General features: G+C 74.4%; 21 protein-coding genes, 1 tRNA gene and 1 pseudogene. 7 read left to right on the forward strand and 16 right to left on the reverse strand.

All coding sequences use genetic code 11. The features are described from left to right. Positions 1–194 precede the first annotated feature (194 nt). From ACZ3J7_RS09195 to ACZ3J7_RS09210, 4 genes and pseudogenes are all read left to right on the forward strand, one after another. Entirely contained in the window at positions 195–1,214 is a 1,020-nt protein-coding gene (locus ACZ3J7_RS09195) for a LamG domain-containing protein (protein WP_465618421.1), read from the forward strand. A 245-nt stretch (positions 1,215–1,459) separates the two neighbouring features. After that, a pseudogene (manB, locus tag ACZ3J7_RS09200) lies at positions 1,460–2,533 on the forward strand (mannose-1-phosphate guanylyltransferase); the annotation flags it as partial. Between the two features lie 183 nt (positions 2,534–2,716). Further along, positions 2,717–3,658 (forward strand): Yip1 family protein, encoded by a 942-nt coding sequence (locus tag ACZ3J7_RS09205; protein WP_465618423.1) that lies wholly within the window; start codon positions 2,717–2,719, stop codon positions 3,656–3,658. 111 nt (positions 3,659–3,769) lie between these two features. Beyond that, positions 3,770–4,663 (forward strand): alanyl-tRNA editing protein, encoded by an 894-nt coding sequence (locus tag ACZ3J7_RS09210; protein WP_465618425.1) that lies wholly within the window; start codon positions 3,770–3,772, stop codon positions 4,661–4,663. A 121-nt stretch (positions 4,664–4,784) separates the two neighbouring features. On the opposite strand, the gene dcd is transcribed toward ACZ3J7_RS09210, so the two are convergent. Together dcd and ACZ3J7_RS09220 are read right to left on the reverse strand one after the other, a co-directional pair. Then, the gene (gene dcd, locus ACZ3J7_RS09215; RefSeq protein ID WP_465618427.1) at positions 4,785–5,360 is read right to left on the reverse strand and encodes a dCTP deaminase; all 576 of its coding nucleotides are present in this window, start codon (positions 5,358–5,360) and stop codon (positions 4,785–4,787) included. Positions 5,361–5,431: 71 nt separating this feature from the next. Beyond that, positions 5,432–5,653 (reverse strand): hypothetical protein, encoded by a 222-nt coding sequence (locus ACZ3J7_RS09220; RefSeq protein WP_465618429.1) that lies wholly within the window; start codon positions 5,651–5,653, stop codon positions 5,432–5,434. 157 nt (positions 5,654–5,810) lie between these two features. On the opposite strand from ACZ3J7_RS09220, the gene ACZ3J7_RS09225 reads away from it, so the two are divergent. Then, positions 5,811–5,884, forward strand: a tRNA-Gly gene (locus tag ACZ3J7_RS09225). 304 nt (positions 5,885–6,188) lie between these two features. Here the strand turns inward: ACZ3J7_RS09225 and ACZ3J7_RS09230 are convergent. From ACZ3J7_RS09230 to ACZ3J7_RS09240, 3 genes are all read right to left on the reverse strand, one after another. Continuing rightward, positions 6,189–7,454, reverse strand: a complete 1,266-nt coding sequence (locus ACZ3J7_RS09230; RefSeq protein ID WP_465618431.1) for an MFS transporter — start codon at positions 7,452–7,454, stop codon at positions 6,189–6,191. 7 nt (positions 7,455–7,461) lie between these two features. Further along, positions 7,462–8,109, reverse strand: coding sequence for a pyridoxamine 5'-phosphate oxidase family protein (locus ACZ3J7_RS09235; protein ID WP_465618433.1), 648 nt, complete (start codon positions 8,107–8,109; stop codon positions 7,462–7,464). 154 nt (positions 8,110–8,263) lie between these two features. Next, positions 8,264–11,476, reverse strand: coding sequence for a BTAD domain-containing putative transcriptional regulator (locus ACZ3J7_RS09240; RefSeq protein ID WP_465618435.1), 3,213 nt, complete (start codon positions 11,474–11,476; stop codon positions 8,264–8,266). Between the two features lie 360 nt (positions 11,477–11,836). On the opposite strand from ACZ3J7_RS09240, the gene ACZ3J7_RS09245 reads away from it, so the two are divergent. Then, entirely contained in the window at positions 11,837–13,126 is a 1,290-nt protein-coding gene (locus ACZ3J7_RS09245) for a flavin-containing monooxygenase (RefSeq protein WP_465618437.1), read from the forward strand. 228 nt (positions 13,127–13,354) lie between these two features. Here ACZ3J7_RS09245 and ACZ3J7_RS09250 read toward each other — a convergent pair whose 3' ends face one another. From ACZ3J7_RS09250 to ACZ3J7_RS09290, 9 genes are all read right to left on the reverse strand, one after another. Next, a complete protein-coding gene (locus tag ACZ3J7_RS09250) occupies positions 13,355–14,587 on the reverse strand; it encodes a tryptophan dimethylallyltransferase family protein (RefSeq protein ID WP_465618439.1) in 1,233 nt (410 codons plus the stop codon). 119 nt (positions 14,588–14,706) lie between these two features. Next, on the reverse strand, positions 14,707–16,032 hold the full coding sequence (locus ACZ3J7_RS09255) for a cytochrome P450 (RefSeq protein ID WP_465618441.1): 1,326 nt from the start codon (positions 16,030–16,032) through the stop codon (positions 14,707–14,709). Between the two features lie 15 nt (positions 16,033–16,047). After that, positions 16,048–16,659 (reverse strand): GTP-binding protein, encoded by a 612-nt coding sequence (locus tag ACZ3J7_RS09260; protein WP_465618443.1) that lies wholly within the window; start codon positions 16,657–16,659, stop codon positions 16,048–16,050. Beyond that, the gene (locus tag ACZ3J7_RS09265) at positions 16,634–17,014 is read right to left on the reverse strand and encodes a DUF742 domain-containing protein (RefSeq protein WP_465618445.1); all 381 of its coding nucleotides are present in this window, start codon (positions 17,012–17,014) and stop codon (positions 16,634–16,636) included. Before ACZ3J7_RS09265 ends, ACZ3J7_RS09260 begins: the two co-directional genes overlap by 26 nt. After that, positions 17,011–17,412, reverse strand: a complete 402-nt coding sequence (locus tag ACZ3J7_RS09270) for a roadblock/LC7 domain-containing protein (RefSeq protein WP_030457517.1) — start codon at positions 17,410–17,412, stop codon at positions 17,011–17,013. The genes ACZ3J7_RS09265 and ACZ3J7_RS09270 overlap by 4 nt, the downstream gene beginning before the upstream one ends. Then, positions 17,409–18,659: a sensor histidine kinase gene (locus ACZ3J7_RS09275; protein WP_465618447.1), complete on the reverse strand. Its 1,251-nt coding sequence runs from the start codon at positions 18,657–18,659 to the stop codon at positions 17,409–17,411. The genes ACZ3J7_RS09270 and ACZ3J7_RS09275 overlap by 4 nt, the downstream gene beginning before the upstream one ends. Positions 18,660–19,189: 530 nt before the next feature. Then, positions 19,190–20,914, reverse strand: a complete 1,725-nt coding sequence (locus ACZ3J7_RS09280; RefSeq protein WP_465618449.1) for a proline--tRNA ligase — start codon at positions 20,912–20,914, stop codon at positions 19,190–19,192. 202 nt (positions 20,915–21,116) lie between these two features. Beyond that, complete coding sequence (locus ACZ3J7_RS09285; protein ID WP_465618451.1) at positions 21,117–22,613, reverse strand: LCP family protein; 1,497 nt, start codon at positions 22,611–22,613, stop codon at positions 21,117–21,119. A gap of 134 nt (positions 22,614–22,747) precedes the next feature. Beyond that, a complete protein-coding gene (locus tag ACZ3J7_RS09290) occupies positions 22,748–22,975 on the reverse strand; it encodes a hypothetical protein (RefSeq protein ID WP_014136881.1) in 228 nt (75 codons plus the stop codon). 163 nt (positions 22,976–23,138) lie between these two features. On the opposite strand from ACZ3J7_RS09290, the gene ACZ3J7_RS09295 reads away from it, so the two are divergent. Next, on the forward strand, positions 23,139–24,329 hold the full coding sequence (locus ACZ3J7_RS09295; RefSeq protein WP_465618453.1) for an ROK family transcriptional regulator: 1,191 nt from the start codon (positions 23,139–23,141) through the stop codon (positions 24,327–24,329). Positions 24,330–24,515: 186 nt separating this feature from the next. On the opposite strand, the gene ACZ3J7_RS09300 is transcribed toward ACZ3J7_RS09295, so the two are convergent. Next, a complete protein-coding gene (locus tag ACZ3J7_RS09300) occupies positions 24,516–25,781 on the reverse strand; it encodes an RNA polymerase sigma factor (protein ID WP_465618455.1) in 1,266 nt (421 codons plus the stop codon). Continuing rightward, positions 25,778–26,131, reverse strand: a complete 354-nt coding sequence (locus ACZ3J7_RS09305) for a YciI family protein (protein ID WP_465618457.1) — start codon at positions 26,129–26,131, stop codon at positions 25,778–25,780. The genes ACZ3J7_RS09300 and ACZ3J7_RS09305 overlap by 4 nt, the downstream gene beginning before the upstream one ends. Positions 26,132–26,222: the final 91 nt, after the last annotated feature.

The following is a 26,222-nucleotide window of genomic DNA, read 5'->3' on the forward strand; positions in this document are numbered from 1 at the left end:
GGCGCGTCCGCCCGCCGAGGCCGTCCCGCGCCCGCCCGCCGGGGCCGCGCGTCCGCCCCGCCGAGGCCGCACGTCACAGCCCTGTCCCGGCCCCCGCCCGCCCGTGTACCGGCCGCAGGCGATGTCCTAGCATCGGCCGCATGAGTCCTGACGGGGGAGTACCGGGGCCCGGCGGGCCCGCCCACCTACCGCCGGTGAGCAGCGCGACGCCCGACTGGGCCGCCCTCGCCGAGGCCCGGGAGCGGGAGCAGCGCCGCAAGCGGCTGGTCCGGATCGGCGGCGGCGCCGTCGCGGTCGCCGTGGTCGGCGGCCTGGTGGCCGGCGCCCTGCTGCTCACCCGCCCGTCCACCGCCCCCGAGGCCGGGCCCGGACCGGCCGCCGTCACCGTCCGGCCCGACGGCGGCGCCGCGCCCGCCGACGGCGCCGACCTGACCCCGGCACCGTCCGACACCCCGTCCGGCTCCGCGTCCCCGTCCGCCTCCGCCTCGACCTCCGCGTCGGCCTCCGCGTCCGGCGGGAAGCCGACCGGGAAGGCGAGCGGCAAGGCGAGCGGCGGCGCGGCGGCCGGGGCGCCCGCCGCGCTGAACGGGATGGTGCTCGGCGGCGGGACGGCGATCGGCCCGACCGACGGCCACAGCGGGCCCACCGTGCAGCTGTTCGGCAACAGCATCGGCTGGGCCGACAGCCAGGCCCCCGTGGTCGACACCGGCCACTCCTTCACGGTGTCCGCGGTGGTCCGCAACAACGCGCCGACCGGCGGCCGGGCCGTCGTCACCCAGGGCGGCGACAGCTACTACTCCTTCTACCTGGGCCGCGACTACTGGGGCACCCACAACCAGTGGGTCTTCAAGGTGCAGACCGCCGCCGGCGACCAGGACGGCACCACCTACCAGGCGTTCAGCACCGCCCCCGCCACCACCGGCCGGTGGACGCTGCTCACCGGCGTCTACGACGCGTCCGCGAAGCGGATCCTGCTGTACGTGGACGGGACGCTCCAGCAGTCCACCCCGGTCACCGGCATCTGGCAGACCACCGGGGGCCTGCAGATCGGCCGGGTCCGCTACAAGTCCCAGTGGACCGACTTCTGGGACGGCGCGATCGCCGACGTCCAGGTCTGGAACCAGGCGCTGCCGGCCGCCGCCGTGGGCCGCCTGCACGGCTCCGGCGGCACCTCGGCGGGCACGCCCGCCGCCCGCTCCTGGCTGCTGCCGTAGGCCGGACGGGGCCGGAGGGGGCCGGACGGGGGCCGACCAGTAGCCCGACGTGCTGATCCGTACACCCGATCGACCGGGGCAGCGGCACTCAGACGCTGTTCGAGCAAATAGAGTATGCGGCGGGACCGAGGCAAGGACCGGTCCCGTCGGAGGCCATGGCACGCCGCCCCGGCCAGTACACCGAGCGAGCGCACCGGACCCACGTCGTGCCGGGCCGCCGGAATTCGACCACGGGAGACAGCTACATGACCCAGGCGATCATGCTGGTCGGCGGCAAGGGCACCCGCCTCCGTCCGCTGACCACCCACACGCCGAAACCCATGCTCCCCGTGGCGGGCGTCCCCTTCATCGCCCACCAGCTCGCCCGGGCCGCCGCCGCCGGCGTCACCCGGGTGGTGCTCGCCACCTCCTACCTGGCCGACGTCTTCGTCGACCACTTCCAGGACGGCAGCCCCTACGGCATCGAACTGGTCTACCTCACCGAGGAGGAGCCGCTGGGCACCGGCGGCGCCATCCGCAACGCCGCCACCGGCCTCACCTGCGGCCCGGACGAGCCGGTGCTGGTCTTCAACGGCGACATCCTCTCCGGCCTGGACATCGCCGCCCTGCGCGACGGACACCGCGCCTCCGGCGCCGACGTCACCCTGCACCTCACCCGGGTGGCCGATCCGCGCGCCTTCGGCCTCGTCCCGACCGACCCGGACGGCCGGGTGCTCGCCTTCCTGGAGAAACCCGAGACGCCCGAGCAGATCGTCACCGACCAGATCAACGCCGGCTGCTACGTCTTCACCCGCTCGGTGATCGACCGGATCCCGACCGGCCGCGAGGTCTCCGTCGAGCGCGAGACCTTCCCCGAGCTGCTCACCACCGGCGCGCTGCTGCGCGGCGTCGTCGACACCTCGTACTGGCTGGACCTGGGCACCCCCGGCGCCTTCGTCCGCGGCTCGGCCGACCTGGTGCTCGGCAAGGTCGACTCCCCGGCCGTGCCCGGCCCCACCGGCGAGGCGCTGCTGCTGCCCGGCTCGGACGTCGACCCGGCCGCCGTGCTCGGCTCCGGCACCGTGGTCTCCGAGGGCGCGACGATCGCCGCCGGCGCCATCGTCGAGGGCAGCGTGGTGCTGCCGGGCGCCCGGATCGCCTCCGGCGCCTACGTCAAGGACTCCATCGTCGGCGCCTACGCCGAGATCGGCGAGCACTGCTCGCTGGACGGCGTGGTGATCGGCGACGGCGCCGTCCTGGAGGCCGAGAACGAGCTCCCGGCCGGCCTGCGGATCGCCTGCGGCACTCGCCTCCCGGTCGGCGCCGTCCGGCTCTCCGCCGGCCCCGGCGGCTGCGAGGCCGGCCTCAGCAACGCCGCCGCCGTGCACGCCCCCGGCGCCCCCGTCACCGGCTGACCCGCGCCGCCCGCCGGGCCCGGGCGCACCGTCACAGGACGGCTGCAATCCGGCCCCGGCGGCCATGATCACCCGACGGAGGGTCAGCCGTCCGGGTACCGTCGAGTCGTGGCTGGCAATCGACACGACGACGGACCCGGCGCCGACCCCCGGCAGCACTGGTCCGCGCCCCAGGGCGACCCGTACCCGGGCGACCCCTACCCCGGGCCGCCCACCGGCGCCCCCGAGTACTTCACCGCCCCGCACCCCGCACCGCCCGGCCCCGGCGACCAGCCCGGCCACACCAGGGCCTTCGCGGCCGGCGAGCAGTACGGGCACGCCCCGTACGGCTACGAGGGCGGCGGCTACGAGGGCGGCGCCGGGTACGAGGGCGGGTACCCGGACGACGGGTACCCGGGCGGCGGGTACGAGCAGGGCTACCACCCGGACGGCTACCCGCCCGGGGCCCCCGCCGACAAAGTGGCCGTCTACCGGGCCGGCGGCCAGGCCGCGCCGCACGCCGGCGGGCCCCGGCTGCCCTGGCGGCAGCTGCTGGTGGGGATGTACCGCAGCCCCGGCGCCACCTTCGACCGGATGCGCGACCACCAGGTCTGGCTGCCCGCGCTGTGCGTGTCGCTGCTGTACGGCGTGCTGGCGGTGTTCGCCCTCGACTCCACCTACGACCAGGTGGTGAACTCCACCTTCGCGGTCGCGCTCTGGGCGATCGGCGGCGCCGCGGTCGGCTTCACGCTGGCCGGCGCGGTGCTCTCCGCGGTCACCTACGCGCTGGCCCGGCAGTCCGGCGGCGACGGCCCCTGGCAGTCCACCGTCGGCCTGGCCGCGCTGATCAGCTGGACCACCGACGCGCCGAGGCTGCTGCTCGCACTCTTCCTGCCGGTCGCCAACCCCGTCGTGCAGGTGGTCGGCTGGGCGACCTGGGTGGGCTGCGCGGTGCTGCTGACCACCATGGTGCGCCGGATCCACGACCTGCCCTGGGGCAAGGCGGCCGGCGCGGCGGCGGTGCAGCTGCTGGCGCTGCTGGTGCTGATCAAGCTGCCCGTCCTGGGCTGACCGCCGCGGGCGTCCGCCGCAGGCGTCCAGGGCGGAACCGGTGGGCCGGGACGGGTTTGTAGGGTGGGGTGTTCGGCCCACCCTCACACCCTCGTCGTCCGGAGCCCGCGCATGAGCCTGCCCACCACCCACGTCAGCTTTCCGGCCGGGGCGGTGACCGGTCGGTCGCCGGTCCTCGCGGTGCGCACGCTGCCCGACGGCCGCACCGCGGTGGTCACCTCGGCGACCCCGTTCCACCCCGTCGACCACACCTGGCCCGACCAGCCCGCCGACCACGGCACCCTCACCGTCGACGGCACCGCGCACCCCGTCGTCGACTGCCTGACCGGCGCGCACGGGCCCGACGGCGAGTTCGCGGCCGGCGCCGACATCCCGGTCCGGCGCGGCGACGAGGACTGGGCCTGGCTGGTGCTGCACGTCCTGCCGGCCGGCGCGCTCGGGCCCGAGGCCGTCGGACGCACCGCCGAACTCGCCGTCGACGCCGACCGCCGGGCCCGGCTCTCCGCCGCGCACACCGGCTGCCACCTGCTCGCGCTCGCCCTGAACGCCGCGCTCGCGCCCCGCTGGCGCAAGGACCCGGGCCGCGCCGACGCCCTCGGCCACCCCGACTTCGACAGCCTCGCCATGGACAGCTCGGTGATGGACACCGCCGCCAGCACCGACACCTACCGGATCGGCAAGTCGCTGAAGAAGAAGGGCTTCACCGTCGAGGCCACCGACACCCTCCCCGCCCTGGCCGACGCGCTCCCGGCCCTCACCGCGGACGTCAACGCCCGCCTCGCCGCCTGGGTCGCCGCCGGGTGCCCCGTCGGCATCGACACCCCCGGCCCCGAGCTCACCGCCCGCCGCCGCTGGCACGCCGACCTCCCCGAGGGCCCCGCCGCGATCGCCTGCGGCGGCACCCACCTGCACCACCTCGGCGAGCTCACCGGCCTGACCACCGCCCTCACCCTCACCGCGGACGGCACCGAGCTCGTCGCCGTCACCACCCCCGTCCGCGCCTGACCCCCACCGCCGCGGGCGTCTCCGCACGCCCCTGCGCACGCTCCTCCGTACGCGCCTCCGCACGCGCCGAGGGCCGGCCCCGTACGCCGGGACCGGCCCTCGTCCGCACCCGCGGCCGGTGTCAGACCTGGGTGCGGTGGAAGTTCAGGAACGAGCGGGACGCCGTCGGGCCGCGCTGGCCCTGGTAGCGCGAACCGTAGCGCTCCGAGCCGTACGGGTGCTCGGACGGCGAGGACAGCCGGAACAGGCACAGCTGCCCGATCTTCATCCCCGGGTACAGCTTGATCGGCAGCGTCGCCACGTTCGACAGCTCCAGCGTCACGTGCCCGCTGAACCCCGGGTCGATGAACCCGGCCGTCGAGTGCGTCAGCAACCCGAGCCGGCCCAGGCTCGACTTGCCCTCCAGCCGCGAGGCCACGTCGTCCGGCAGCGTGATCACCTCGTAGGTGGACGCCAGCACGAACTCGCCCGGATGCAGGATGAACGCCTCGTCCCCCTCCGGCTCCACCAGCCGGGTCAGGTCGGGCTGCTCCTCGGAGGGGTCGATGTGCGGGTAGCGGTGGTTCTCGAAGACCCGGAAGAACCGGTCCAGTCGGACGTCGATACTCGACGGCTGGACCATCGACGGCTCGAACGGGTCGATCACGACCCGCCCCTTGTCGATCTCGGCACGGATGTCGTTGTCGGAGAGCAGCACGCCCCCGAGAGTACGTGCCACGGGGCGGACGCCCAAAAGCCGCCCGCCCCGTGGACCACGCCCGGCACCGGCTACGACAGCGACTCCACCGCCACCGACCGCAACCCGCGCGCCAGTTCGTCCGCCGTCAGCTCCGACACGTCCGCCGGCACCGAACTCCGCAACCGCCCGCACCGCGGACACCGCAACAACCGCCCCGGCCCCAACCGCCCGGCCTGCAACTGCTGCATCGGAAACGCCGCCGTACTGAACACGTGCCCCTCGGCACAACGAACCACGGTGCGCTGATCCATCGGTCCCCTTCCCGAACTTCCGCCGACAGCGTCACATTAGGGGATCTACCGGACACCCCGCCCCCAGGCACGCCGCCACCGGAAACCCTGCGACCACCACCCCGGGCCATGGGGTACAGTGGTCCTTGATCGGGCCGTCACTGACAGTTCGTCAGCTGCGGGTGTAGTTTAATGGTAGAACATGAGCTTCCCAAGCTTAGAGCGCGAGTTCGATTCTCGTCACCCGCTCCAGCAGAAAGCCCCAGGTCAGCGACCTGGGGCTTCTTCGTTGCCCTCACGGGCTCCCCGGCTGCCCCAGGGCCCGGACTCGGTGCGGGAACCTCACGCTCCCCGCACGGCCGGAGAGTGGTGGCTCGCCGACGTCCAACGGGCGGGGCCGAGTTGCTCCTCGGCGCCCGGTCGGGGGCGCCCGGCCGCACGACAGTGCGGTGTGTCCGCCGAGCGGACGGGCGGCGACGTCCTCGGCCGGATGATCTCCACCGGCCTCGCACCGGCACCCCGTCCCCGGCGGCGCCGACCGACCGCCCGGGGCTGCTCACCCCGCGGACGGGCGGTCGGGGACGCGGGGGAGGGTGCGGACGGGGCGGGTGAGGAGGAGGGCGAGGGGGGTGAGGAGGGCCACCAGGGTGCCGGCGGCGAGGACCTGGGTGGTGCCGAAGGCCTGGGTGGCGGGGCCGGCGAGGGCGGAGCCGAGGGGGTAGAGGCCGACGGAGCCGGCCACCTCGTAGGCGTGGACGCGGTTGAGGACCTCGCCGGGGACCTGGGTCTGGACGGCGGTGGACCACATGACACCCCAGACGCCGATGCCGGTGCCGACCAGCACCTGGGCGGCGGCGAGCAGCCAGACCGGGGCGTGCAGCAGGATGGCGAGGGGGTAGAGGGGGTACGCGAACATGGCGACCGCGCCGGCGGCGAGCGGACGGCGGGGCTTGTAGCGGATGGCGAGCAGGCCGCCGGCCACGGTGCCCGCGCCCAGGGCGCAGTTGACTAGGCCGAACGCGGTGGGGCCGTGGGTCGGGACGATGATGCCCGCGGCGAGGGAGAGTTGCGGGCCCCAGGCGAGGACGGCGTACACCATCCAGATCAGGATGACGCTCCACAACCAGCTGCGGGAGCGGAACTCGTGCCAGCCGACGGCCAGGTTGTGCCAGAGCGAGTGTCCGGCGGGCGGGGCGGGGACGGGGCCGAGGCGGAGCGCGAACAGGCAGGCGGCGCTGGTGGCGTAGGCGAGCGCGGAGAGGGCCATCACCCAGCCGGTGGAGCCGAAGCCGACCAGGACGCCGGCCAGCGCCGGGCCGCCGAGGCCGGTGATCGCCTCGGAGGTGCGCAGCACGCCGTTGGCGCCCTGGACGTCGCGGGCGATCAGCGGGACGGTCGAGGAGGCGCCCGGCTGGAACAGGGCGTTGGCGGTACCGGCCACCGCGAGCAGGGCGTACAGCTGCCAGAGGTGGTCGACGCCGTGCCAGAACAGGGCGGCGAGCAGGACGTGCGCGGTGAGGTTGGCCAGGTCGGCGACGATCATCATCCGGCGGGCGGTGAACCGGTCGGCGAGGACGCCGCCGAACAGCACCAGGCCGGCGAACGGGGCGACCAGGAAGGCCATCGCGTAGCCCGCGGTGTCCAGGCCGTGCCCGGCGGAGAGCAGCCCGGCCGAGACGGCGACCGGCAGCATCGCCCAACTCAGCAGGCCGGCGCTGCGGGCGGTGAAGTAGCGGCGGAAGTTGCGGGACCAGATGGCGGGTTCGGGGGAGCGGGAGGAGGCGGCCGCGGGCGCGGACCGGTCGGTCAGGTGGGCGGACACGGCGGGGTCAGTCCTTCGAGGGGTCGGTGCGGGCGGCGAGTTCGGCGCGCAGCAGGGCGTTCTCCCGTTCCAGCCGGGCGAGGCGGTCGCGGACCGGGGTCAGGGCGTCGGTGAGTTCGCGCTCGGTGAAGCGCGGGGTGATGTGGTTAGGGCAGTTCCAGGCGTGCGCCTCGACGCGGACGGTGACCAGCTGCTCGACCCGGCCCTCGGTGCGCGGGGTGCTGAGGCGTTCGGCGAGGGCGGGGTCCTGATCGGCGGGGACGGCGGTGGCGCGGCCGAAGACCTTGAGGCGGGCCTGCCGGGCGTGGTCGAGGAAGAACAGGGCGACCCGGCCGTCACCGCCGCGCAGGTTGCCGGTGGTCAGGTACTGCCGGTTGCCGCGGACGTCGAGGTAGCCGAGGGTGTGCGGGTCCAGGACGTGCACGAAGCCGGGCGGGCCGCCGCGGAACTGGATGTACGGCCAGCCGCCCTCGTTGACCGTCGCGAACAGGAAGCCGTCCAGGCCGCGGACGAAGGCGGCCTCGGTGTCGGTGAGCGGTTCGGGCCGGTCGCCGCCGGGCGCGCGCAGGCGGCGGTCGGCCGCGGTGGCGCTGCCCATCTCCTGCTGGAGGCGGCGGACGGCGGGCGTGTACGCGAGTCGGTCGTAGCGGCTCAAGGTGTCACCTCGGGGTCCGGTGCGGGGAGGTGCGACCACCGTAGGGAGCCGGGCTGTACGGCAGGCTGGAGCGGAACCAGAGCCGGGGACGGGCCTCGGGGCAGCGCTGAGCTGCGGTTTCGGGGCGAAGGGGAAGTCCGACGGAACTTCCGGGTCAGTACGCGGTGCTGCCGCCCGCGGCCCGGGTGATCAGCAGGGCCTCCCGGCGGTGCCGGACGGCCTCGGCGTCGGAGCCGAGGGCGGCGGCGGCCAGGGCCAGGGCGAGGTGGGCCCGGGCCTCGCCGGGGCGGTGGCCGGTCTCGCGCTGCCGGGCGAGGGCGTCGCGGCCGAGAGACAGTGCGGTGTGCGGCTCGCCGAGCCGGGTCCGGATCCGGGTGAGGACGGTGAGCGCCTCGCCCTCCAACACCCGGAACTCGGCCTCGCGGGCGAGCGCCAGCGCCCGTTCGGCGGCGCGCAGCGCGGCCCGCGGGTCGGTGTCGAGCAGCGCGGCGGCCAGCCCGGCCAGGGCGGCGGCCTGCGGGTGCCGGTCGCCGGACGCCTCGGCCAGGGCCAGCGCCTCGCGGTGCGCCGCAGCCGCCTCGGCGGTCCGCCGGGCGTGGAAGAGGGCGGCCGCGAGGGCGAGTTGGGCGTTCGCCTGGAGGGCCCGGTGGCGCACGGCACGGGCGGCGGTGAGCGCGGTGTGGGCGAGCAGCTGCCCGGTGGCGTGGTCGCCGAGGTCGGTGTGGGCGGCGGAGAGGCAGGTCAGGGCGACCGCCTCGCTGAACCGGTTGCGGTGCCGGCGGTGCACCGGCAGCGTCTCGCCGAGCAGCCGGATCGCCTCCCCGGGCCGCCCCAGCGCCCGCTGGACGACGGCCAGGTTGGTCCGGGCGATCGCCTCCCGGTCGACCGCCTCGTCGGGACCGCCGCCGGGGCCACCGGGGCCGCCGGAGTCGCCGCCGGGACGGCTGTCGGGGCCGCCGCCGGGACGGCTGCCGGAACCGCCGTCGCCGAGCAGCCGGGCGGCGTGCGTGAAGTGGACGGCGGCCTCGGGCAGTCGGCCGAGCTTCCAGCAGATCAGGCCCAGGACGGTGACGTCGTCGGGGTGCGGGCCGGGCTGCCGGGCGGGGGCGGGCGGTTCGCTGCCGCAGACCCGGACGGCGGCGGTGGCGACGGCGACGGGGGTGAGGAGGGGGAGCTCCTCGCGATCGGTCGTTCGAACGAGGTCAATCAGTTGACTGTGATCGGGTTCGCGAGCGAGGTCGCTCGCCTGCTTGGCGTCAGGCAACTGATTGACGCCAATCGGCCGACCGTCCTCAACCGTCACGGCCGCGCTCTCCCCGGCCGGCAGCCCCGCGGCGTACGGGTGGAGCAGGCCGGGCAGCCGGTAGTGGCCGGGGGGCTGCTCCCGGAGAAGGTGGGCGTCGGTGAGGCGGGCGAGCAGGGTGGTGGTCTCGGCGGGGGTGGTGGCGGTGAGGGCGGCGGCGGTTTCGGCGGTGAGGCCGGTGGCGGGGGCGCGGCCGAGGAGGCGGAACAGGTGGCGGGCGGGGGCGGGGAGGGCGCGGTAGGAGCGGTCGAAGGCGGCGCGGAGGCCGGCCTGCGGGTCGTCGGGGAGGTCGAGGCGGGCGAGCAGGGCGGCGTCGGGCCGGGCGGGGGCGTAGTCGGCGAGGGTGGTGTCGCGGGTCGTCAGGTCGGCGGCGGCGATCCGGAGGGCGAGCGGGAGGCCGCCGCAGGCGTGGACGAGGCGGCGGGCGGCGGCGGGTTCGGCGGCGATCCGGCGGGTGCCGAGGACGGCGCCGAGCAGCAGGGTGCCCTCCGCCGGGTCGAGCGGGTCGAGGGTGAGACGACGGGCGCCGTCGCTGGCCAGCAGACCGGTGAGTCGGCCGCGGCCGGTGACCAGGACGGCGCAGCCGGGCGCGCCGGGGAGCAGCGGGCGGACCTGGGCGGCGTCGCGGGCGTCGTCGAGGACGATCAGCAGGCGGCGGCCGGCGAGCAGGGTGCGGTAGAGCGCGGCGGCCTCGTCGAGGTCGGCGGGCAGCCGGTCGGGCGGGGCGCCGAGGGCGCGCAGGAAGCGGGCCAGGACGGTGTCGGGGCGGGCCGGGGGCCGGTCGGAGTGGCCGCGCAGGTCGGCGTGCAGCTGCCCGTCGGTGAAGCGGTCGCGCTGCCCGTGCGCCCAGTGCGCGACGAGGGCGCTCTTGCCGACACCGGGCGGTCCGACCACCGCGACCAGCGGGGACCCTCCGGCGGGGTCGGCCGGGAGCAGGGCGTCCAGTGCGCGCAGTTGGCGCAGGCGCCCGACGAACTGCCTAGGGGAGGGCGGGAGTTGGGCGGGGACGGGTGAGGGTGCGGGCGGCGGGGGCGGTGCGGTGGTGGTGGGCGGGTGGCCGCGCAGGACGCGGAGGTGGGCGTCCTGGAGCTCGGGGCCCGGGGTGACGCCGAGTTCCTCGTCGAGGCGGACGCGCAGGCGGGTGTAGGTGTCGAGGGCGGCGTCCTGGCGGCCGCTCGCGGCGAGGACGAGGACCAGCCGGGCGTGCAGACCCTCGTGCAGGGGCTCGGCGTGGGCGAGTTCGCGCAGCAGCGGGACGGCGTGCTCGGGGCGGCGCAGCAGCAGCGCGGTGTCGGCGTGCAGCAGGGCGGCGCGGATCCGCCGCTCGTTGGCGGCGACCGCGGCGGGGTGGCGGCGCAGGACGGCGTCGGCGTCGGCGAGGACGGGTCCGCGCCACCAGCGCAGGGCGCGGGTGAGGTCCTGGTGCGCGGTGTCCGGGTCGGGGGCGTGCCGCAGGGAGGTGGTCCGGGTGAGCAGTTCGTCGAAGCGGCCGAGGTCGATCCGGTGGCGGGGCAGGTCGAGCCGGTAGCCGGTGGGGGTGCGGACGACGGCGGGGGCCGGGCCGTCGGGGTCGAGGAGGCGGCGCAGTTGGCTGACGTAGGTGTGGATCAGGCTCTGCTGCGAGTCGGGCGGCCCGGACGGCCACAGGGTGTCGGTGATCTCCTGCCGGGTGGCGGCGGCGGGGTGGGCGAGGGCGAGCAGGCCGAGCAGGCGGCGCAGGGTGGGGCTGCCGACCGGGACGGTGTCGCGGCCGCGGCGCAGGGCGAGCGGACCGAGCACCAGCAGGGTGGTGGTCCCGCTCTCGGGCGGCCCGTCGGCTTCGGCGCGGGTGGCGGCGGCGCGCAGCGCGCCGGCTTCGTCGGCGTCCAGGCCGAGGGCGTCGGCGAGCCGCTGGACGGTGCGCTCGCGGGGCCGCCGGACCCGCCCGTGTTCGAGGTCGCGCAGCGCCCGGGCGCTGAGCCCGGCGCGGGCGGCGACGGCCTGCTGGCTGCTCCCGGCGCGGGTGCGCAGCGCGCGCAGCAGCGGTCCGAAGGCGGGCGGTTCGACCGTCCCGTGCTCCGCCATGCCGCCTCCCCGATCGCCAGACAACCCGATGAACGAACAGCCACACGAACACATGAACACGCGACCGCATGAACACATGGCCATACAGCCGCATGAGCAGCCAAACGGCCAAACGGCCAAACGGCCAACCAGACAACCGTACAGACGGCCAGGCGGACAGGCGGACGAGCGGATCAGCTGGCAAAAGGACAGTCGGTGAATCGGGCAGTACGGAGACCTGTTGGCCACAAGAGCGGACAGTCGGATGTGCAGGTGATCGGTGTGCGCTCGCGGGGGCCGGTGTGAGGAGGGCTTGTGTGGGGGAGTCAAGATCGTTGGAGAAAAGGCCGGTTGGATCCGGACGAGACGTGGAGGTAAGCGGTGGCTGTCTGTGTGATCGGTGCGGGCCTGTCGGGCCTGGCGGCGGCGTACGCGCTGCGCGAGGGCGGGCTGGACTTCGTCTGTCTGGAGAAGTCCCCCGGGGTGGGCGGGATTTGGCGTCGGTCGGCGGCGGGGGAGCCGGGGCCGGCGTACCGGGCGCTGCACCTGAACAGTGCGCGGGAGCTGACCTGCTTCGAGGCGTTCCCGATGGACGAGGAGCACGGGATGTACCCGAGCCACCGTGACATGGCTGTGTACCTCGGGGAGTTCGCGGAGTGGGCCGGCCTGCTGCCGCACATCGAGTTCCGCACCGAGGTGGTGTCGGTGCGTCAGGGCGGCGACGGCATATGGACGGTGGTGAGCCGGGACGCGGACGGGGTGGAGTCGGTCCGGACCTTCGACCAGGTGGTGGTGGCGGCGGGGCACCACGACGTGGCGCTGTTGCCGGATCCGCTGCCGGCGGGCGCGGAGTCGTTCACGGGCCGGGTGCTGCACTCGATGGACTACGTGGACGGCGCGGAGTTCGCCGGGCGCCGGGTGGTCGTGGTGGGTCTGGGGGCGTCGGCGGTGGACATCGCGTCGGACGTGTCGCGGCACGCGGAGCGCACGGTGCTCTCGGTGCGCAACGGCCAGCACGTGGTGCCCAAGCAGCTGTTCGGCGTCTCGGTGGACGCGATCGCGGTGGCGCCGTGGTTCACCGAGAAGTCGCTGGCGGAGCAGCAGGAGTTCATCGAGGAGGCGCTGCGGGTGGCGCGCGGCCCGCTGACCGACTACGGCCTGCCGGAGCCGCCGTACCGGATCTTCCAGTCGCCGGTGACGGTCTCGGACGAGATCCTGCCGCGGATCCGGCAGGGGGCGGTCCGGCCGCGGCCGGGCATCGAGTCGCTGTCCGGGTCGACCGTCCGGTTCACCGACGGGAGCGCGGAGGAGGCGGACGCCATCGTGTTCTGCACCGGGTTCGGCTGGCGGATGCCGTTCCTGGCGGAGGACCACCCGGCGGGCGGGCGGGGGCCGGTGCGGCTGTACCAGCGGATGGTGGACCCGGACCGGCCGGGCCTGTTCTTCCTGGGCCTGATCCGTCCGGTGGGGTCGATCACCCGGCTGGTGGAGGCGCAGGCGCGCTGGGTGGTGCGGCTGGCCAAGGGCGAGTCGGTGCTGCCGGCCGTCGACGTGATGCACAAGGAGGTCGACGAGTTCCTGGCCGGGATCGAGCGCCGCTACGGCCTGTCGGCGGGCGCCTCGGTGCACGTGGACGTGACGCCCTACCAGCGCCGACTGGCGGAGCTCTAGCGGGCAGCGGGCAGCGGGCAGCGCGACGGCGGGCAGCGACGGCGACAGCGGGCGAGCAGGGGGACGCGGAACCGGGGGGCCGCAGCGGAGGGTTCCGGGGACGCTCGTGAGTCAGGGGTTCACGGGTGTCCGCCGGCAGCTGCGGCCGACCGGGGATGCGGCACGTGGGGCGTACGGAACGTGCAGGGCGTACCGGGCGCACGGAACGTACGGATCGGGTGGCGCCGTTCAGCGGACGGGGCGCGGTCCGGTCGGTCGTTGGTTGGGCACGCGGACGCGGTAGGCCTCCGAGGAGAGGTAGGCGGTCAGCCGGGGGAGGCGTTCCTCCTGGTGGACCAGGGCCAGGTAGGCGATCAGGCCGACGCCGTCCTCGGGCCGGCGCGGGGTGAGGGCGCCGAGGGCGTCGCCGAGGACATCGGGGGCGATCCCGTACCGGGTCAGCAGGGTCTCGGCGCGGCCGAGCACTTCGCGGTCGTCGCGGGCGTAGTCGCGGACCGGGACGTGCAGGGTGAAGCCGCTGGGGCGTTCGGCCGCCGGGTCGGTGAAGGAGTGGCAGCTGAGGACGGGGCGGCGGTCGAAGACGCCGTCCTGGCCGGCGGGCAGTCCGGCGGCGGTGTGCAGGAAGGCCTCGGTCTCGGCGGGCGGGGGGCCGTCGGCCATCCGGTTGAGGGTGCCGACGGTGGAGGCCCGCAGCCCGTGGTGGGCGGTGTAGACCTTCAGCCGGGGGGTGTCCCAGGCGCCGAGGTCGAGGGCGAGGAAGACCAGCCGGTCGGCGGGCGGGAGGCTGTCGTACGCCCGGTGGTGGCCGAGCCGGCGCAGTGCCTCGCGGACGGTGGCCTCGGCCCGGTCGGGGCCGGCGGCGGCGGCGTTGAGGTAGACCTTCATCCGGGGGGCGCCGCCGGGGGTGAGTTCCAGGGCGATCCAGAGGGCGAAGCTGCCGTGCGGGTCGTCGGGGAGGAAGAGGTCGCGGACCAGGTCGAGTTGGTCGGTGGCGACGTCCCAGCGCCGGGCGAGCGCGTGCAGGGCGCGCAGGCCGAGCCGGCCGCTCTCGGCGAGGGTGCCGAAGCCGCTGGCCGGTTCGAGCAGGACCCGCAGCGCGGGGGCGGCGCCGGGGGACATGGAGAGCGAGAACTCGACCGGGCTGTGGTCGTCGGAGAGGAAGGTCGGCACGGCGGGCGGCAGGTCGAGCGGTCGGTGCACCACCGGCCCGAGCGCGTCGGTCAGGGCGCGGGCGTAACTCGCCGAGTCGCCCCCGTCCAGACCCACCAGCTCGGACAGGGCGAGCAGTTGACGTGCCGTGTGGCCGCCGACGGTGCGTCCGGCGGGTCTGGGTGGCAACACCGACGTCCCCCGGCCGAGGGGCCGGGGGACGTCGGTGTCGTCTGGACGCCGACCGGGGACGGTCGGCCCGGGAATGAGTGGGCTGCGAGTCTCGGCGGCGTCCTTGGATATGTGGTCCATGACACCCTCCTGTTCTCCGGGATCATCGGCGCCATGGCATATGGCGTCGGCATTTGCGCTGATTACCCGGGTTTTTGAGGGTCCAAGCCGTAATCATGAACACATAAATGTTGCTTAAGTCACTTGGCGAGCCAGTTGAGGAACTGGCTCCACCGCCCTATCTTCTCGGGCTTCTGGGCGGCCTGGGCCGGCTTGGCGGCGGTCTCGGCGGCCTGCGGGCGCCGCACCGTCTCGTCCGGGGTGAACCGGGTGGGCAGCGAGACCAGGGCGCGGTTGAACGGGCCGGGTCGCCAGCTCAACGTCTCCTCGGGGACGGCCAGTTCGATGTCCGGCAGCTGGTTGAACAGGTTCTCCAGCGCGGTCATGGCGATCTGCCGGGCCGGGTCCTTGGCCGGGCAGGCGTGCGGTCCGGCGCTCCAGGCCAGGTGGGCACGGCTGCTGGCGCGCCGCTCGGCGGCCAGGATCGGGCTGCTGTTGGCGGCCGCGTAACTGACCATCAGGAGGTCGCCGGCGTGGACCTTCTGGCCGGCGAGCTCCCCGTCGGTCGCGGGGTAGTGCGGGCCGAGGTTGGTGATCGGCGGGTTCTCCCACAGGGTGTCGTCGATCGCCTCGTCGATCAGGCCGCCCTGGTGCGCGTAGGTGTCGTGGGTGAGCAGCCGGTGCAGGGTGTTGCCGATCAGGTTGCCCAGCGGCTCGGCGCCGGCGCCCAGCAGCACGGCCAGCTGGTACGTCATCTCCTCGTCGGTGAGGTTGGCGTGGTGCTGCAGCAGCCAGGAGGTGACGTCCTCGCCCGGGCGGCTGCGCTTGAGCGCGATCAGCTCGCCGATCGCGCCGAACATCACCTGGGCGGCCTTCTCGGCGTTGATGCCGTCGAACATGCCGGCGATGCCGAACATCACCCGGTCGCCGATGTCGGCGGGGCAGCCGAAGAGCTCGTTGAAGACGAACAGCGGCAGCTGCTTGGCGTAGGAGGTCAGCAGGTCGGCCGAGCCCCGGTAGCCGAACTGGGCGATCAGGAAGTCGGAGGCCTGCCGGGTGCTGCGGGCCAGCCGGCGCTGGTCGACCCGGGCCAGGCAGTCGGTGATGGTCTGGCGCAGCCGCAGGTGCTCGGCGCCGTCGGTGAACAGGGTGTTCGGACGGTAGATCAGCAGCGGCAGGACCGGGCTGTCCATCGGGACCCGGCCCTCGTTGAGGTCCCGCCAGCGCCGGGAGTCCCGGCGGTAGGAGGACGGGTCCTGCAGCAGCTGCAGGGCGGCCGAGTACTCGGTCACCAGGGTGGCCTCCACCCCGGGGGCGATCTCGACCGGAGCGGTCGGACCGTAGTGCCGCAGGTAGTCGTAGTACGACTGCGGGTCGGCGGCGAACTCGGGCCCGTACAGCGGCACTCGGCCGCCGTGGGCCGGGCACCCGGGCGGGGGCACCGGGGCGGAGGAGTGAGTGTCCATGGCTGCGTGTTGCTCCTAGCTGGCGCGGTCCAGCAAATAGCGGACGAGAGTGGTGAGTGCGGCGGCCGACGACTTCTCGTTGCGCGCGTCGCAGGTGACGACCGGGGTTTCGTCGAGCAGGTCGAGGGCCTCCCGCAGCGCCCGTTCGGCGCGCTCCGGGTTGCCGTCGAAGTGGTTGACGGCGATGGCGTAGTCCAGCCCGTACTGCTCGATCAGGTCGATGACGGGGAAGGAGTCGGCGAGCCGTTCGGGGTCGACCAGGATCAGCGCGCCGAGGGCGCCGCGGGCCATGTCCTCCCACATCTGGACGAAGCGGGTCTGCCCGGGGGTGCCGAACAGGTACAGCACCACGCGTTCGCTGAGGGTGAGGCGGCCGAAGTCCAGGGCGACCGTGGTGGTGGTCTTGCCGCGGACGCCCTTGAGGTCGTCGACGGCCTCGGCCGCCTGGGTCATGGTCTCTTCGGTCGACAGCGGTTCGATCTCGGAGATCGAGCCGATGAAGGTGGTCTTGCCGACGGCGAAGTGCCCGACGACGAGGATCTTCACGGCGGTCTGGGTCGCGCCGCCGGCGACGTAGTCGTCGGTGGTCAGCCCGCGCCGTTCACCCGAACTTGCGGTGGAGCCCATTGAGCACCTCCTCCAGAAGGTCCTTGTCGGCGGTCCGGGCCCTCGGGACCGGCGGACGGGTCATCAGGTGGCCGCTCTCGGTGAGCGCGGCCAGGACGATGCGGACCACCCCCAGCGGGAGCCGGGTGTGGCCGGCCACTTCGGCGACCGACAGGTAGCCGGCCGAACAGATGTCCAGCAGGCGCTGCTCCTCCGGGGTGAGCCGGCCGGGGCGGCGGCCCTCCTCGGGAGTGGCGGTGACCAGGGTGATCAGCGACAGCTGCTGTTCGTCCGGCAGCTCGCGGCCCTTGGTGATGATGTAGGCGCGGACTAAGTCCACGGGTTCGAACTCGAAGTCCTCCCCCTCGGCCCTCACCGGCGGACCCCGAGGTCCTCGCGCGGTGGCGCGGCGAGGAACTTGCCGAGCTGACCCACGAGTTGCTGCATCCGGAAGGTGATGTCCTGCATGTCGACGTCCGGCAGCGCGGAGACGCCCAGGTAGGCGCCGTCACCGGCGGAGATCAGGAACACCCAGCCGCCGTCGAACTCCACCAGGGTCTGCTGCCAGCGCTGCGTCGGGTTGTCGCAGAAGAAGCCGAGCGAGCGGCTGAGCGACTGGACGCCGCTCATCGCGGCGGCCACCCGGTCCGCGTTGTCCTTGTCGATGTCCCTGGTGCGGGCCATCAGCAGGCCGTCGGCGGAGATCAGGACCGCGTGCAGGGCCCCCGGGATCTCCAGCGCGCTGTCGAGCATCCAAGACAGATCGTCGTTCACGAGAACTCATGCCCTTCACTGCTTGTACCGCGGGTGCTGGTCGTCTGGTGCGCGTCGTCGTGCTGGGTCGCGCGACCCGACCTGGTGCCGCGCTGGAAAGCCCCCAGCATCGCCGCGGTCTGCGCCCCGGAGCGGGACGCGCCGGCGACGGGCGCCGCGGGCGCGCCGTAGGGGTCGGTCTCGGTCGCCGGGACGATCGCCATCGGTCGCTTGCGGCGCCGGATCGGCAGCCCGTCCTCGGTGGAGCCGTACGACTCGACCGGCTGGGGAGGGGGGACCGCCGCGGCGGGCTGGACCGGCTGCGCCGCCGGGCGGGGCGCCACCGCGGGGGCCTGCGCCTGCGGCCGGTCGACCTGCTGCGCGGGCGGCTGGGAGCGCCGCTCGGGCATGCCGGTCAGCAGCTCGTGCGGCAGCAGCAGCACGGAGCGCACGCCGCCGTACGGGGAGGAGGAGTCCACCGACACCTCGAAGCCGAAGCGCTCGGCGAGCACGCCGATCACGGCGAGGCCGAACTGCGGCGGGTTGCCGAGGCCGCCGACGCCGGTGACCCGCTCGGTGGTGAGCAGCCGCTCGGCGCGGGCCCGCTCCTCGTCGTTCATGCCGACGCCGGCGTCGTCCACCACGATCACCACGCCCTTGGGCACGGTGCGGATGTTGATCTCCACCACGGTGTCGGGGCTGGAGTACGAGGTCGCGTTGTCGAGCAGCTCGGCCAGCGCCAGGGCGACCGGCTCCACCGCGCGGCTGGAGACGCCGAAGTCCACCTGGGAGAGGATCTCCACCCGGCGGTAGTGGCGGATGCGGCCCTGCGCGGAGCGCACCACGTCGTACACCGAGGCGACGTCCCGGTGGCGGCCGAGCCAGCCGCCGCACAGGACGGCGATGGACTGGGCGCGGCGGCCGAACTGGGAGTTCGTGTGGTCGACCTCCAGCAGGTCCTGCAGGATCACCGACTCGCCGTACTTGTCCTGCAGGCGGGAGAGGATCAACTGCTGTTCCGCCGCGAGGCCCTGGAGCGTCCGCATGGCGGACTTCAATACCGTTTTGGTCGCTTCGTCAGCTTGTTCCTGAGCGGAGGCGACCGACTGCGTATAGTGGTGTTCCAGGTCGGTGTAGTGCTCCCGGAGCCCGCTGATCTCCTGGCGGAGTGCCGCGGATGCCTTGCGCTGGCGGACCACGACGAGGACCGCGGCGGCCAGGACGAGGAAGAGAACCCAGAGCAACGGGTTCGCTGTGTATTTCGTCATAAGACTCTCTTCAGGCGACTGGCGGCCGACTGCTGAATCCCCGTCATCGCAGGGTGAACCCGCCGCTCCCCCAAGCGGGATGATCGTATCATCGGGCGAACAGGTGAACGGTCGTCCACATCGACGTGAAGATCCGTCTCCTCCGGGGTGGACAGGGGTAGTTGGAACCCCAGGTCAGAGCGCTGATCATCCGTCAGCGCACCCGCCGGGGCGGCCGCTCCGGCCGGCGCACCGCCTCCCACCGGGCCGTTTATCACAGGAGCGGTCGGGCAAGGGGGAGCAATGCTCGACTTCCCGGCTTTTTCTGACGAAGCGTCGAGCCGGGGCCGGGCCGGCTGCTAGGGCCACCCGGCGGGGGAGAACGTCACGGCACGCAACCTGCTGTTAAGGCACGGACACACCCCCGGAGGGCCGACGGGGGGCGCGGTCCCGCCGCCCCGCCGTCCGACACGGAACCTCCACCGGATCCGCCGCCGATCCACACGGCGGCACGGCGGTGCGGCGGCAGAGCGGCCCGGTGGCGGGTCGGTTCAGGCGGCCGAGCCGCGCAGCTCCCGCACCGCCGCGTCCGGCGCCAGCTCCCGGACCGAGCCGTCCGCCCGGGCGGTCAGCTCGACGGTGCCGGCGGCCAGCCCGCGCGCACCGAGGGTCAGCCGCCAGGGCACGCCGATCAGTTCGGCGTCGGCGAACTTCACCCCGGGACGCTCGTCCCGGTCGTCCAGCAGCACCCGCAGGCCCGCCGCGCCCAGCTCCCCGTACAGCCGCTCGGCGGCCCCGGCGACCGCGCCGCCCCGGTCGGGCAGCACCGTCAGCACCAGGTCGAACGGGGCGACGGCGGCGGGCCAGCGGATGCCCCGCTCGTCGTGGTGCGCCTCCACCAGGGCGGCCAGCAGCCGCTCCACGCCGATGCCGTAACTGCCCATCAGCGGCACCACCCGATCGCCGTCCGGACCGGCGACCGCGACGCCCAGCGCCTCGGTGTAGCGGCGCCCCAGCTGGAAGATGTGGCCGACCTCGATGGTGCGCAGCACCTCCAGCGCGGCGCCGCACTCGACGCAGGGCTCGCCGGCGGCGACCTCGCGCACGTCCGCCCAGCGGGTGACCGGCACGTCCCGGCCGATCGACACGCCGCGCAGGTGGAAGCCGTCCCGGTTGGCGCCGCAGGTCAGGCCGGTGCGCCCGCGCAGCGCCTCGTCCGCGACCACGGGCAGGCCGTGGGCGCCGAGCGGGCCGAGGCTGCCGGGCGAGGTGCCGAGCGCCGCCGCGATCTCCTCGGCGGTGGCGGGACGGGCGGCCGAGGCGCCCAGCGCGTCCAGCAGCTTCCGCTCGACCAGGGCGTGGTCGCCGCGCAGCAGTACCAGCGTCGGCGTGCCGTCGACCACCTGCACCAGGGTCTTCACCTGCCGCTCCGGCGCGATGCCGTGGCGCTCCGCCAGCTCCTCGATGGTGCGCGCGCCGGGCGTCGCGAACTCCGCGGGAGCGGAGGGCGCGGCGGAGTCGGCCGGGTCGGCCGGGTCGGCCGGGTCGGTGACGGCGGGCAGCGCGGAGAGCGCCTTCTCGGTGTTCGCCGCGTAGTCGCAGCCCGGGCAGCGCACCACCAGGTCCTCGCCGGCCGCGGAGGGGCTCATGAACTCCACCGACCCGCTGCCGCCCATCGCCCCGCTGGAGGCCCGCACCCCGAACGCGGGCAGCCCGAGCCGCTCGAAGATCCGCAGGTACGCCAGCCGGTGCGCCTCGAAGGAGCGGGCCATCCCGGCCTCGTCGAGGTCGAAGCTGTACGAGTCCTTCATGGTGAACTCGCGCACCCGCAGCAGACCCGAGCGGGGGCGCGCCTCGTCCCGGAACTTGGTCTGGAACTGGTACCAGGTCTGGGGCAGTTGCCGGTACGAGCGGAGCTCCTCGGCGAGGTGCGCGAAGACCTCCTCGTGCGTCATCCCGAGGGCCTGCTCGGCGCCCTTGCGGTCGGTCAGGCGGAACATCTCCTCGCCCATCGACTCCCAGCGCCCGGTGCGCCGCCACAGCTCCGCGGGGTGCAGCGCGGGCAGCAGGAACTCCTGGGCGCCGATCCGCTCCAGCTCCTCGCGGACCACCGCGACGATCCGGGCCCGCACCCGGGCCGCCAGCGGCAGCAGCGAGTAGTGCCCCGCGGCCAACTGCCGCACGTAGCCGGCCCGGACCAGCAGCCGGTGGCTGGCCGCGTCGGCGTCGGCCGGGTCCTCCCGCAGGGTGGGTACGTACAGCTGCGACCAGCGCATGGGGGACACCGTCCTCTCGGCCCGCGGGTGAAGGAGTTCGGAGTCTAACCACCGCCGCGATTCCGGCGCTCCGAATAAAAAACCGCAGGCCGGGGGCGGTCGGCGCGTCCCCGCGACGGAGCAGGGCGTGAACGCCTGGCGCTGCCCGCGCCGTCGTCCGGCGCGCACCGGGGGACCGGCCGGCGGCGGGAGTCGGTGGTGCTCAGCCGTAGGTGAGGTCGGAGCAGGCGTCCTGGTCGGCGGCGCGGGCCTGGCTGACGCTGCTGGGCAGCGGCCCGGTGGGAACCGGCGGAGCCGCGGCGGGGCCGCCGGCCGCGTAGTCGGCGCCCAGGGTGAGCGTGATGCCGGTGCGGGAGCCGGGTTGCAGGACGGCGCCGGGGAACAGCGCGGCGACCTTCTCGGCGGCGGCCCGCTCGCCCGTCCCGTACTCGACCAGGGTGGTGCGGTGGGTGCGGGAGGCGGCGTTGGCCCGGCCGGTGACGGTGAACCCGGCGCCCTCCAGCGCCTCGGCGGCCCGGCCGGTCAGTCCGGCGGTCTCGGTGCCGTTGTAGACGCTGACCCGGATGCCGGCGCCGTCGGGCTCCATCGGCGCGGCGGGCGCGGTGGCGGACGCGGACGGGCTCGCTCCGGCGCCGGGGCTCGCGGAGGCGTCCTGGCCGTCCAGGGTGTGGTCGGAGCGGAGCGCGGCCCACAGCTGGTCGGCGTCGGGGTGCACGATCGCGACGCGTTCGCCCTGGTAGCGCCAGGGGACGGTGAGGAACCTGATGTCGTGCAGGTCGACGTCCTTGAGCGTCATGGCGAAGTCGACCAGCTTGTTCGCCGAGCCCAGGCCCTCGTCCACGGTGAGCGCCTTGGTGGCGGCGTCGGCCAGCGGCAGCAGCGTGGTGGGGTCCAGGCCGGCCGACTTGACCTGCTTGATCAGTGAGGCGAGGAAGGCCTGCTGGCGCTTGGTGCGGCCGATGTCGGAGCCGTCGCCGAGGCCGTGCCGGATCCGGACGTAGTCGAGCGCGGCCTGGCCGGAGACGGTCTGGTGGCCGGCCCGGAACAGTTCCCTGCCCCGGCGGCCGAGGTTGGGGTCCAGGTCGCCCTCGTGGACGGCCGCGGGCAGGCAGACGTCGACGCCGCCGACGGCCTTGGTCATGTCGGCGAAGCCCTGGAAGTTGACCACCATGGTGTGGTCGATCCGCAGGCCGGTGAGCTTCTCGACGGTGTTCTGGGTGCAGGCCGGGTTGCCCTGCTCGGTGTCGCCGACCGAGAAGGCGCTGTTGAACATGGCGCTGGGCTGGTCCTTGGTCCAGCTCTTGTCCGGCAGCATGCAGGGCGGGACCTCGACCAGCGAGTCGCGCGGGATGGACACCCCGACGGCGTGCTTGTGGTCGGCGTAGACGTGCAGCAGGATCGCGGTGTCCGAGCGGGCGCCGCCGTCGTCGCCGCCGCCGAGGCTCCGGTTGGAGCCGGAGCGCGAGTCGGAGCCGATCAGCAGCAGGTTGACGGGGGTGCGACCCTCGGCGTCGGCGCCGGCCGCGGCCGGGCGGTCCTTGCTGACGCCGTCGCTGCCGAAGGTGCTCAGGTTGCCGTTCAGCCGGTAGTAGACCAGGCCGCCGGCCAGCACGGCCAGCGTGACCGCGCCCGCGGTGGTCCACAGGGCGATCCGCCGGCCCCGGTGGCCCCGGTCGCTCCTCGCCCTGCGCGCCGACATGGCGCCCCCTCGTCCGTTGCCGCCGACCGGACTTCTACAGGTGTGTAGAAACCGAGCGAAGCATACAAACCAGGTCCGGTGAAGTCACACCCGTCGGCGGCGGGGGAGGCGGGGGGAGCGGGTGCGGCGGGGGGTCAGTGGGAGCGCAGCAGGCCGAGGTGGACCACGGTGACCTGGGCGAGGTCGAGGTCGGCATCGCGGCGGTGACGGCGCGCCTCGGCCGACTCGGCGCGCTCGATCGCCTCGCGGCGGGCGTCGTCCTCGGCGGCGGCGTCCACGATGAAGAGGTGGCGGCCGGAGCGGATCTCGTTGGCGTGCGGAATCTCGACGCACCAGCGATGACGGCTCTGGGTGGCGTTCATCGGCCTTCCTCTCCCGGCGCGTCCTCGTACCGGCACATGAGGTGCTACTGCTGCTGCCCTAGACCATAGGTATAGGCCAATTCGTCCGTCAAGAGGACGAGCAGGACGTCAAATAATCCGTTCAACGGTGAAAATGGGGTCCGGGTCCGCTACCGTTCCGTGCATGACAGCCCCCGTCGCCGCCCCGGCACCCTCGGCCCGCCGCCTGCGCACCCGGGCCACCCTGCTCGCCGTCCTCGGCGAACACGGCACGCTCAGCCGTGCCGAGATCAGCCGGCTCACCGGGCTCTCCCGCTCCGCCGTCAGCAGCGCCGTCACCGACCTGCTCGACGAAGGGCTCGTCAGCGAGACCACCTCCCCCTCGCCCTCCGCGGCGGGCCGCGGCCGCCGCGCCGCCGCCGTCACCCTGCGCCGCGCCCACGCCCTCGTCCTCGCCTTCGACTTCGGCCACACCCACGTCACCGCCGCCGTCGCCGACACCACCGGCACCATCCTCGGCGAGGCCACCGCCCACCTGGACGTCGACAACCACCCGCGCGAAGTCCTCGACGCCGCCGCGAGCCTCGCCCGGCAGGCCCTCGACGCCGCCGGCCACCACCTCGACGAGATCACCGCCATCGCCGCCGGCATCCCCGGCGCCCTCGACACCCGCACCAACGTGGTCCGCGCCCCCTCCACCCTCTCCCAGTGGATCGGCATGGACCCCGCCGCCGAACTCGGCCGCCTCTTCGACCGGCCCGTCACCGTCGGCAACGACGCCGAGATGGGCGCCCGCGGCGAACGCGCCTACGGCACCGGCCACACCGTCAACGACCTCGTCTACGTCAAGGCCTCCACCGGCATCGGCGCCGGACTCCTGCTCGACGGACGCATCTACCGCGGCGCCAGCGGCATCTCCGGCGAGATCGGCCACATCCAGCTCCCCGACACCGGCACCTGGTGCCGCTGCGGCAACCGGGGCTGCCTGGAGTCCGTCGCCTCCATCGTCGAGGTCCGCCGCCGCCTCGCCCACGTCCTCGCCCCCGGCGCCCGACCCGGCGAAACCGTCGACCTTCCGCCGCTCGACCAGCTCGCCGACGTCCCCGCCGCCGCCCGCGTCATCGGCGAAGCCGGCCGCACCATCGGCCGCGTCCTCGCCGACCTCGTCAACTGCCTCAACCCCGCCGCCATCATCATCGGCGGCGAACTCGGCCAGGCCGGCGCACCCCTCGTCCACGGCATCCGCGAATCCGTCGACCGCTACGCCCAACCCGCCGTCGCCGAAACCGTCGACATCCGGGCCAGCCGCCTCGGCCTCCGCTCCGAGCTCTACGGCGCCATCGACGCGGCCACCGCCATCGCCACCACCCGCTGAAACCCGCTGCGCGGAGCCACGGACGAAGACCGCCACCAGCCACGCCGCCAACGCGGTCTCCCGCTGCGCGGGGCTTTGCGCTGCGCGGTCTCCCGCTGCGCGGGGCTTTCCGCTGTGCGGTCTCCCGCTGCGCGGGGGTGGGAGCGTGCAGGTTGGCGTTCGGGTCGGCCGGTCCGGGTGGGGGCGCTATCCCTGTTCCGGGCTGTCGGCGTTGTCGAGGCTCCTGGCGCGTTCGGTGAGGTAGCGGCGTTCGGGGAGGCTGGGGGCGAGGGTGGCGGCGCGGCGGAAGGCTTGGGTGGCGGCGGGGGTGCGGCCGGCGCGGGCGAGGAGTTCGGCGCGGACGGCGTGGTAGCGGTGGTGGCGGGACAACTCGGTTTCGAGGGTGGCGAGTTCGCGTAGGGCGGGCTCGGGGCCGCGGACTTCGGCGAGGGCGACGATCCGGCTGAGGGCGGGCATCGGGCCGGGGGCGACCCGGAGCAGCAGGTCGTAGAGCGCGAGGATCTGCGGCCAGTCGGTGGCCGTGACGTCGGGGGCCTCGTCGTGCAGGGCGGCGATCGCGGCCTGGAGTTGGTAGGGCCCGATCCGGCCGGCCGGGAGGGCGCGTTCGACCAGGGCGGTGCCCTCGGCGATCGCCGTCGCGTCCCACCGGCGGCGGTCCTGTTCGGGGAGGGGGACGAGTTCGCCGTTCGGGCCGGTCCGGGCGGGGCGGCGGGCGTCGGTGAGCAGCATCAGGGCGAGCAGGCCCATCACCTCGGCGTCGGCGGGCAGCAGCCGGTGCAGCAGCCGGGTCAGCCGGATGGCCTCGTCGGTGAGGTCGGTCGCGGTCAGGCCGTCGCCGGCGGTGGTGGTGTAGCCCTCGTTGAAGACCAGGTAGAGCACCTGCAGGACCTCCCGCAGCCGGCCGTCCTCCTCGTCCGGGCCGGGCAGGGCGAACGGCAGGCCGGAGGAGCGGATGGTCTGCTTGGCCCGGCTGATCCGTTGCGCCATCGTCGCTTCGGGCACCAGGAAGGCCGCCGCGATCTGCGCGGTGCTCAGGCCGCCGACCGCGCGCAGGGTCAGCGCGATCCGGCTGGGGGCGGTCAGCGCGGGGTGGCAGCAGAGGAAGAGCAGGGCGAGCGAGTCGTCCCGGTCGGCGTCCGGTCCGGCGTCGGCGGGGCGGCCGAGGAGTTCGGACTGCGGGGTGGCGAGGTACAGCCGTTCCTCGCGCTCGCGGCGGGCCCGGTCGGTCCGGACCAGGTCGACCAGCCGGCGGGAGGCGACGGTCACCAGCCAGCCGCGCGGGTTGTCGGGGCGTCCGTCCCGGGGCCACTGTTCGGCGGCCGCGAGCAGTGCTTCCTGCACCGCGTCCTCGCAGGCGTCGAACGCCCCGGCGTGCCGGCGCAGCAGCGCCGCCAGGACCTGCGGCGCGAGTTCGCGCAGCAGGTCCTGGTCGGTGGGTGCGGGGAGGGTCACTTCGCCTCGTGCAGGATCGGCCACAGCTCGACCGGCTCGCGGTCGGCCCACGGCATGTCGGCGGCGATCTCCAGGGCCCGCTGCTCGCTGTCGACGTCAAGCAGGTAGAAGCTGGCCATGTACTCCTTGGTCTCCAGGTAGGGCCCGTCGCTCACCACGGGCAGCCCGTCCTTGCGCCCCACCATCCGGCAGGCCGCGGCGTCGCCGAGGCCGTACGCGCCGATCAGTTCGCCGCTCTCCTGGTAGCGCTTGTTGAAGGCGTCCTGCTGGGCGATCGCCTCGGGCCACTCCTCGGCCGACAGCGAGTCCCACTTCTCCTGGTTGCCGTAGGTCATCAGCAGGTACTTCACGTGGACCACTTCCTCGTCTGGTGCGTGCGGTGTCGTGCTTGCGTCCGGTGGTCGGAGCCGGGGGAGCGGTTCTCTACACGCCCCCGGAAGA

It is taken from the genome of Kitasatospora sp. NPDC015121 (genome assembly GCF_055562955.1).

Bases quoted from the DNA above. Each gene is read 5' to 3' on its own strand.
- ACZ3J7_RS09260 (WP_465618443.1), bottom strand. From the start codon at position 16,659: ATGGGCTCCACCGCAAGTTCGGGTGAACGGCGCGGGCTGACCACCGAC.
- ACZ3J7_RS09220 (WP_465618429.1), bottom strand. From the start codon at position 5,653: ATGGATCAGCGCACCGTGGTTCGTTGTGCCGAGGGGCACGTGTTCAGT.
- ACZ3J7_RS09250 (WP_465618439.1), bottom strand. From the start codon at position 14,587: ATGGACCACATATCCAAGGACGCCGCCGAGACTCGCAGCCCACTCATT.
- ACZ3J7_RS09285 (WP_465618451.1), bottom strand. From the start codon at position 22,613: ATGTCGGCGCGCAGGGCGAGGAGCGACCGGGGCCACCGGGGCCGGCGG.
- ACZ3J7_RS09295 (WP_465618453.1), top strand. From the start codon at position 23,139: ATGACAGCCCCCGTCGCCGCCCCGGCACCCTCGGCCCGCCGCCTGCGC.
- ACZ3J7_RS09255 (WP_465618441.1), bottom strand. From the start codon at position 16,032: ATGGACACTCACTCCTCCGCCCCGGTGCCCCCGCCCGGGTGCCCGGCC.
- ACZ3J7_RS09280 (WP_465618449.1), bottom strand. From the start codon at position 20,914: ATGCGCTGGTCGCAGCTGTACGTACCCACCCTGCGGGAGGACCCGGCC.
- ACZ3J7_RS09240 (WP_465618435.1), bottom strand. From the start codon at position 11,476: ATGGCGGAGCACGGGACGGTCGAACCGCCCGCCTTCGGACCGCTGCTG.
- ACZ3J7_RS09210 (WP_465618425.1), top strand. From the start codon at position 3,770: ATGAGCCTGCCCACCACCCACGTCAGCTTTCCGGCCGGGGCGGTGACC.
- ACZ3J7_RS09290 (WP_014136881.1), bottom strand. From the start codon at position 22,975: ATGAACGCCACCCAGAGCCGTCATCGCTGGTGCGTCGAGATTCCGCAC.
- ACZ3J7_RS09275 (WP_465618447.1), bottom strand. From the start codon at position 18,659: ATGACGAAATACACAGCGAACCCGTTGCTCTGGGTTCTCTTCCTCGTC.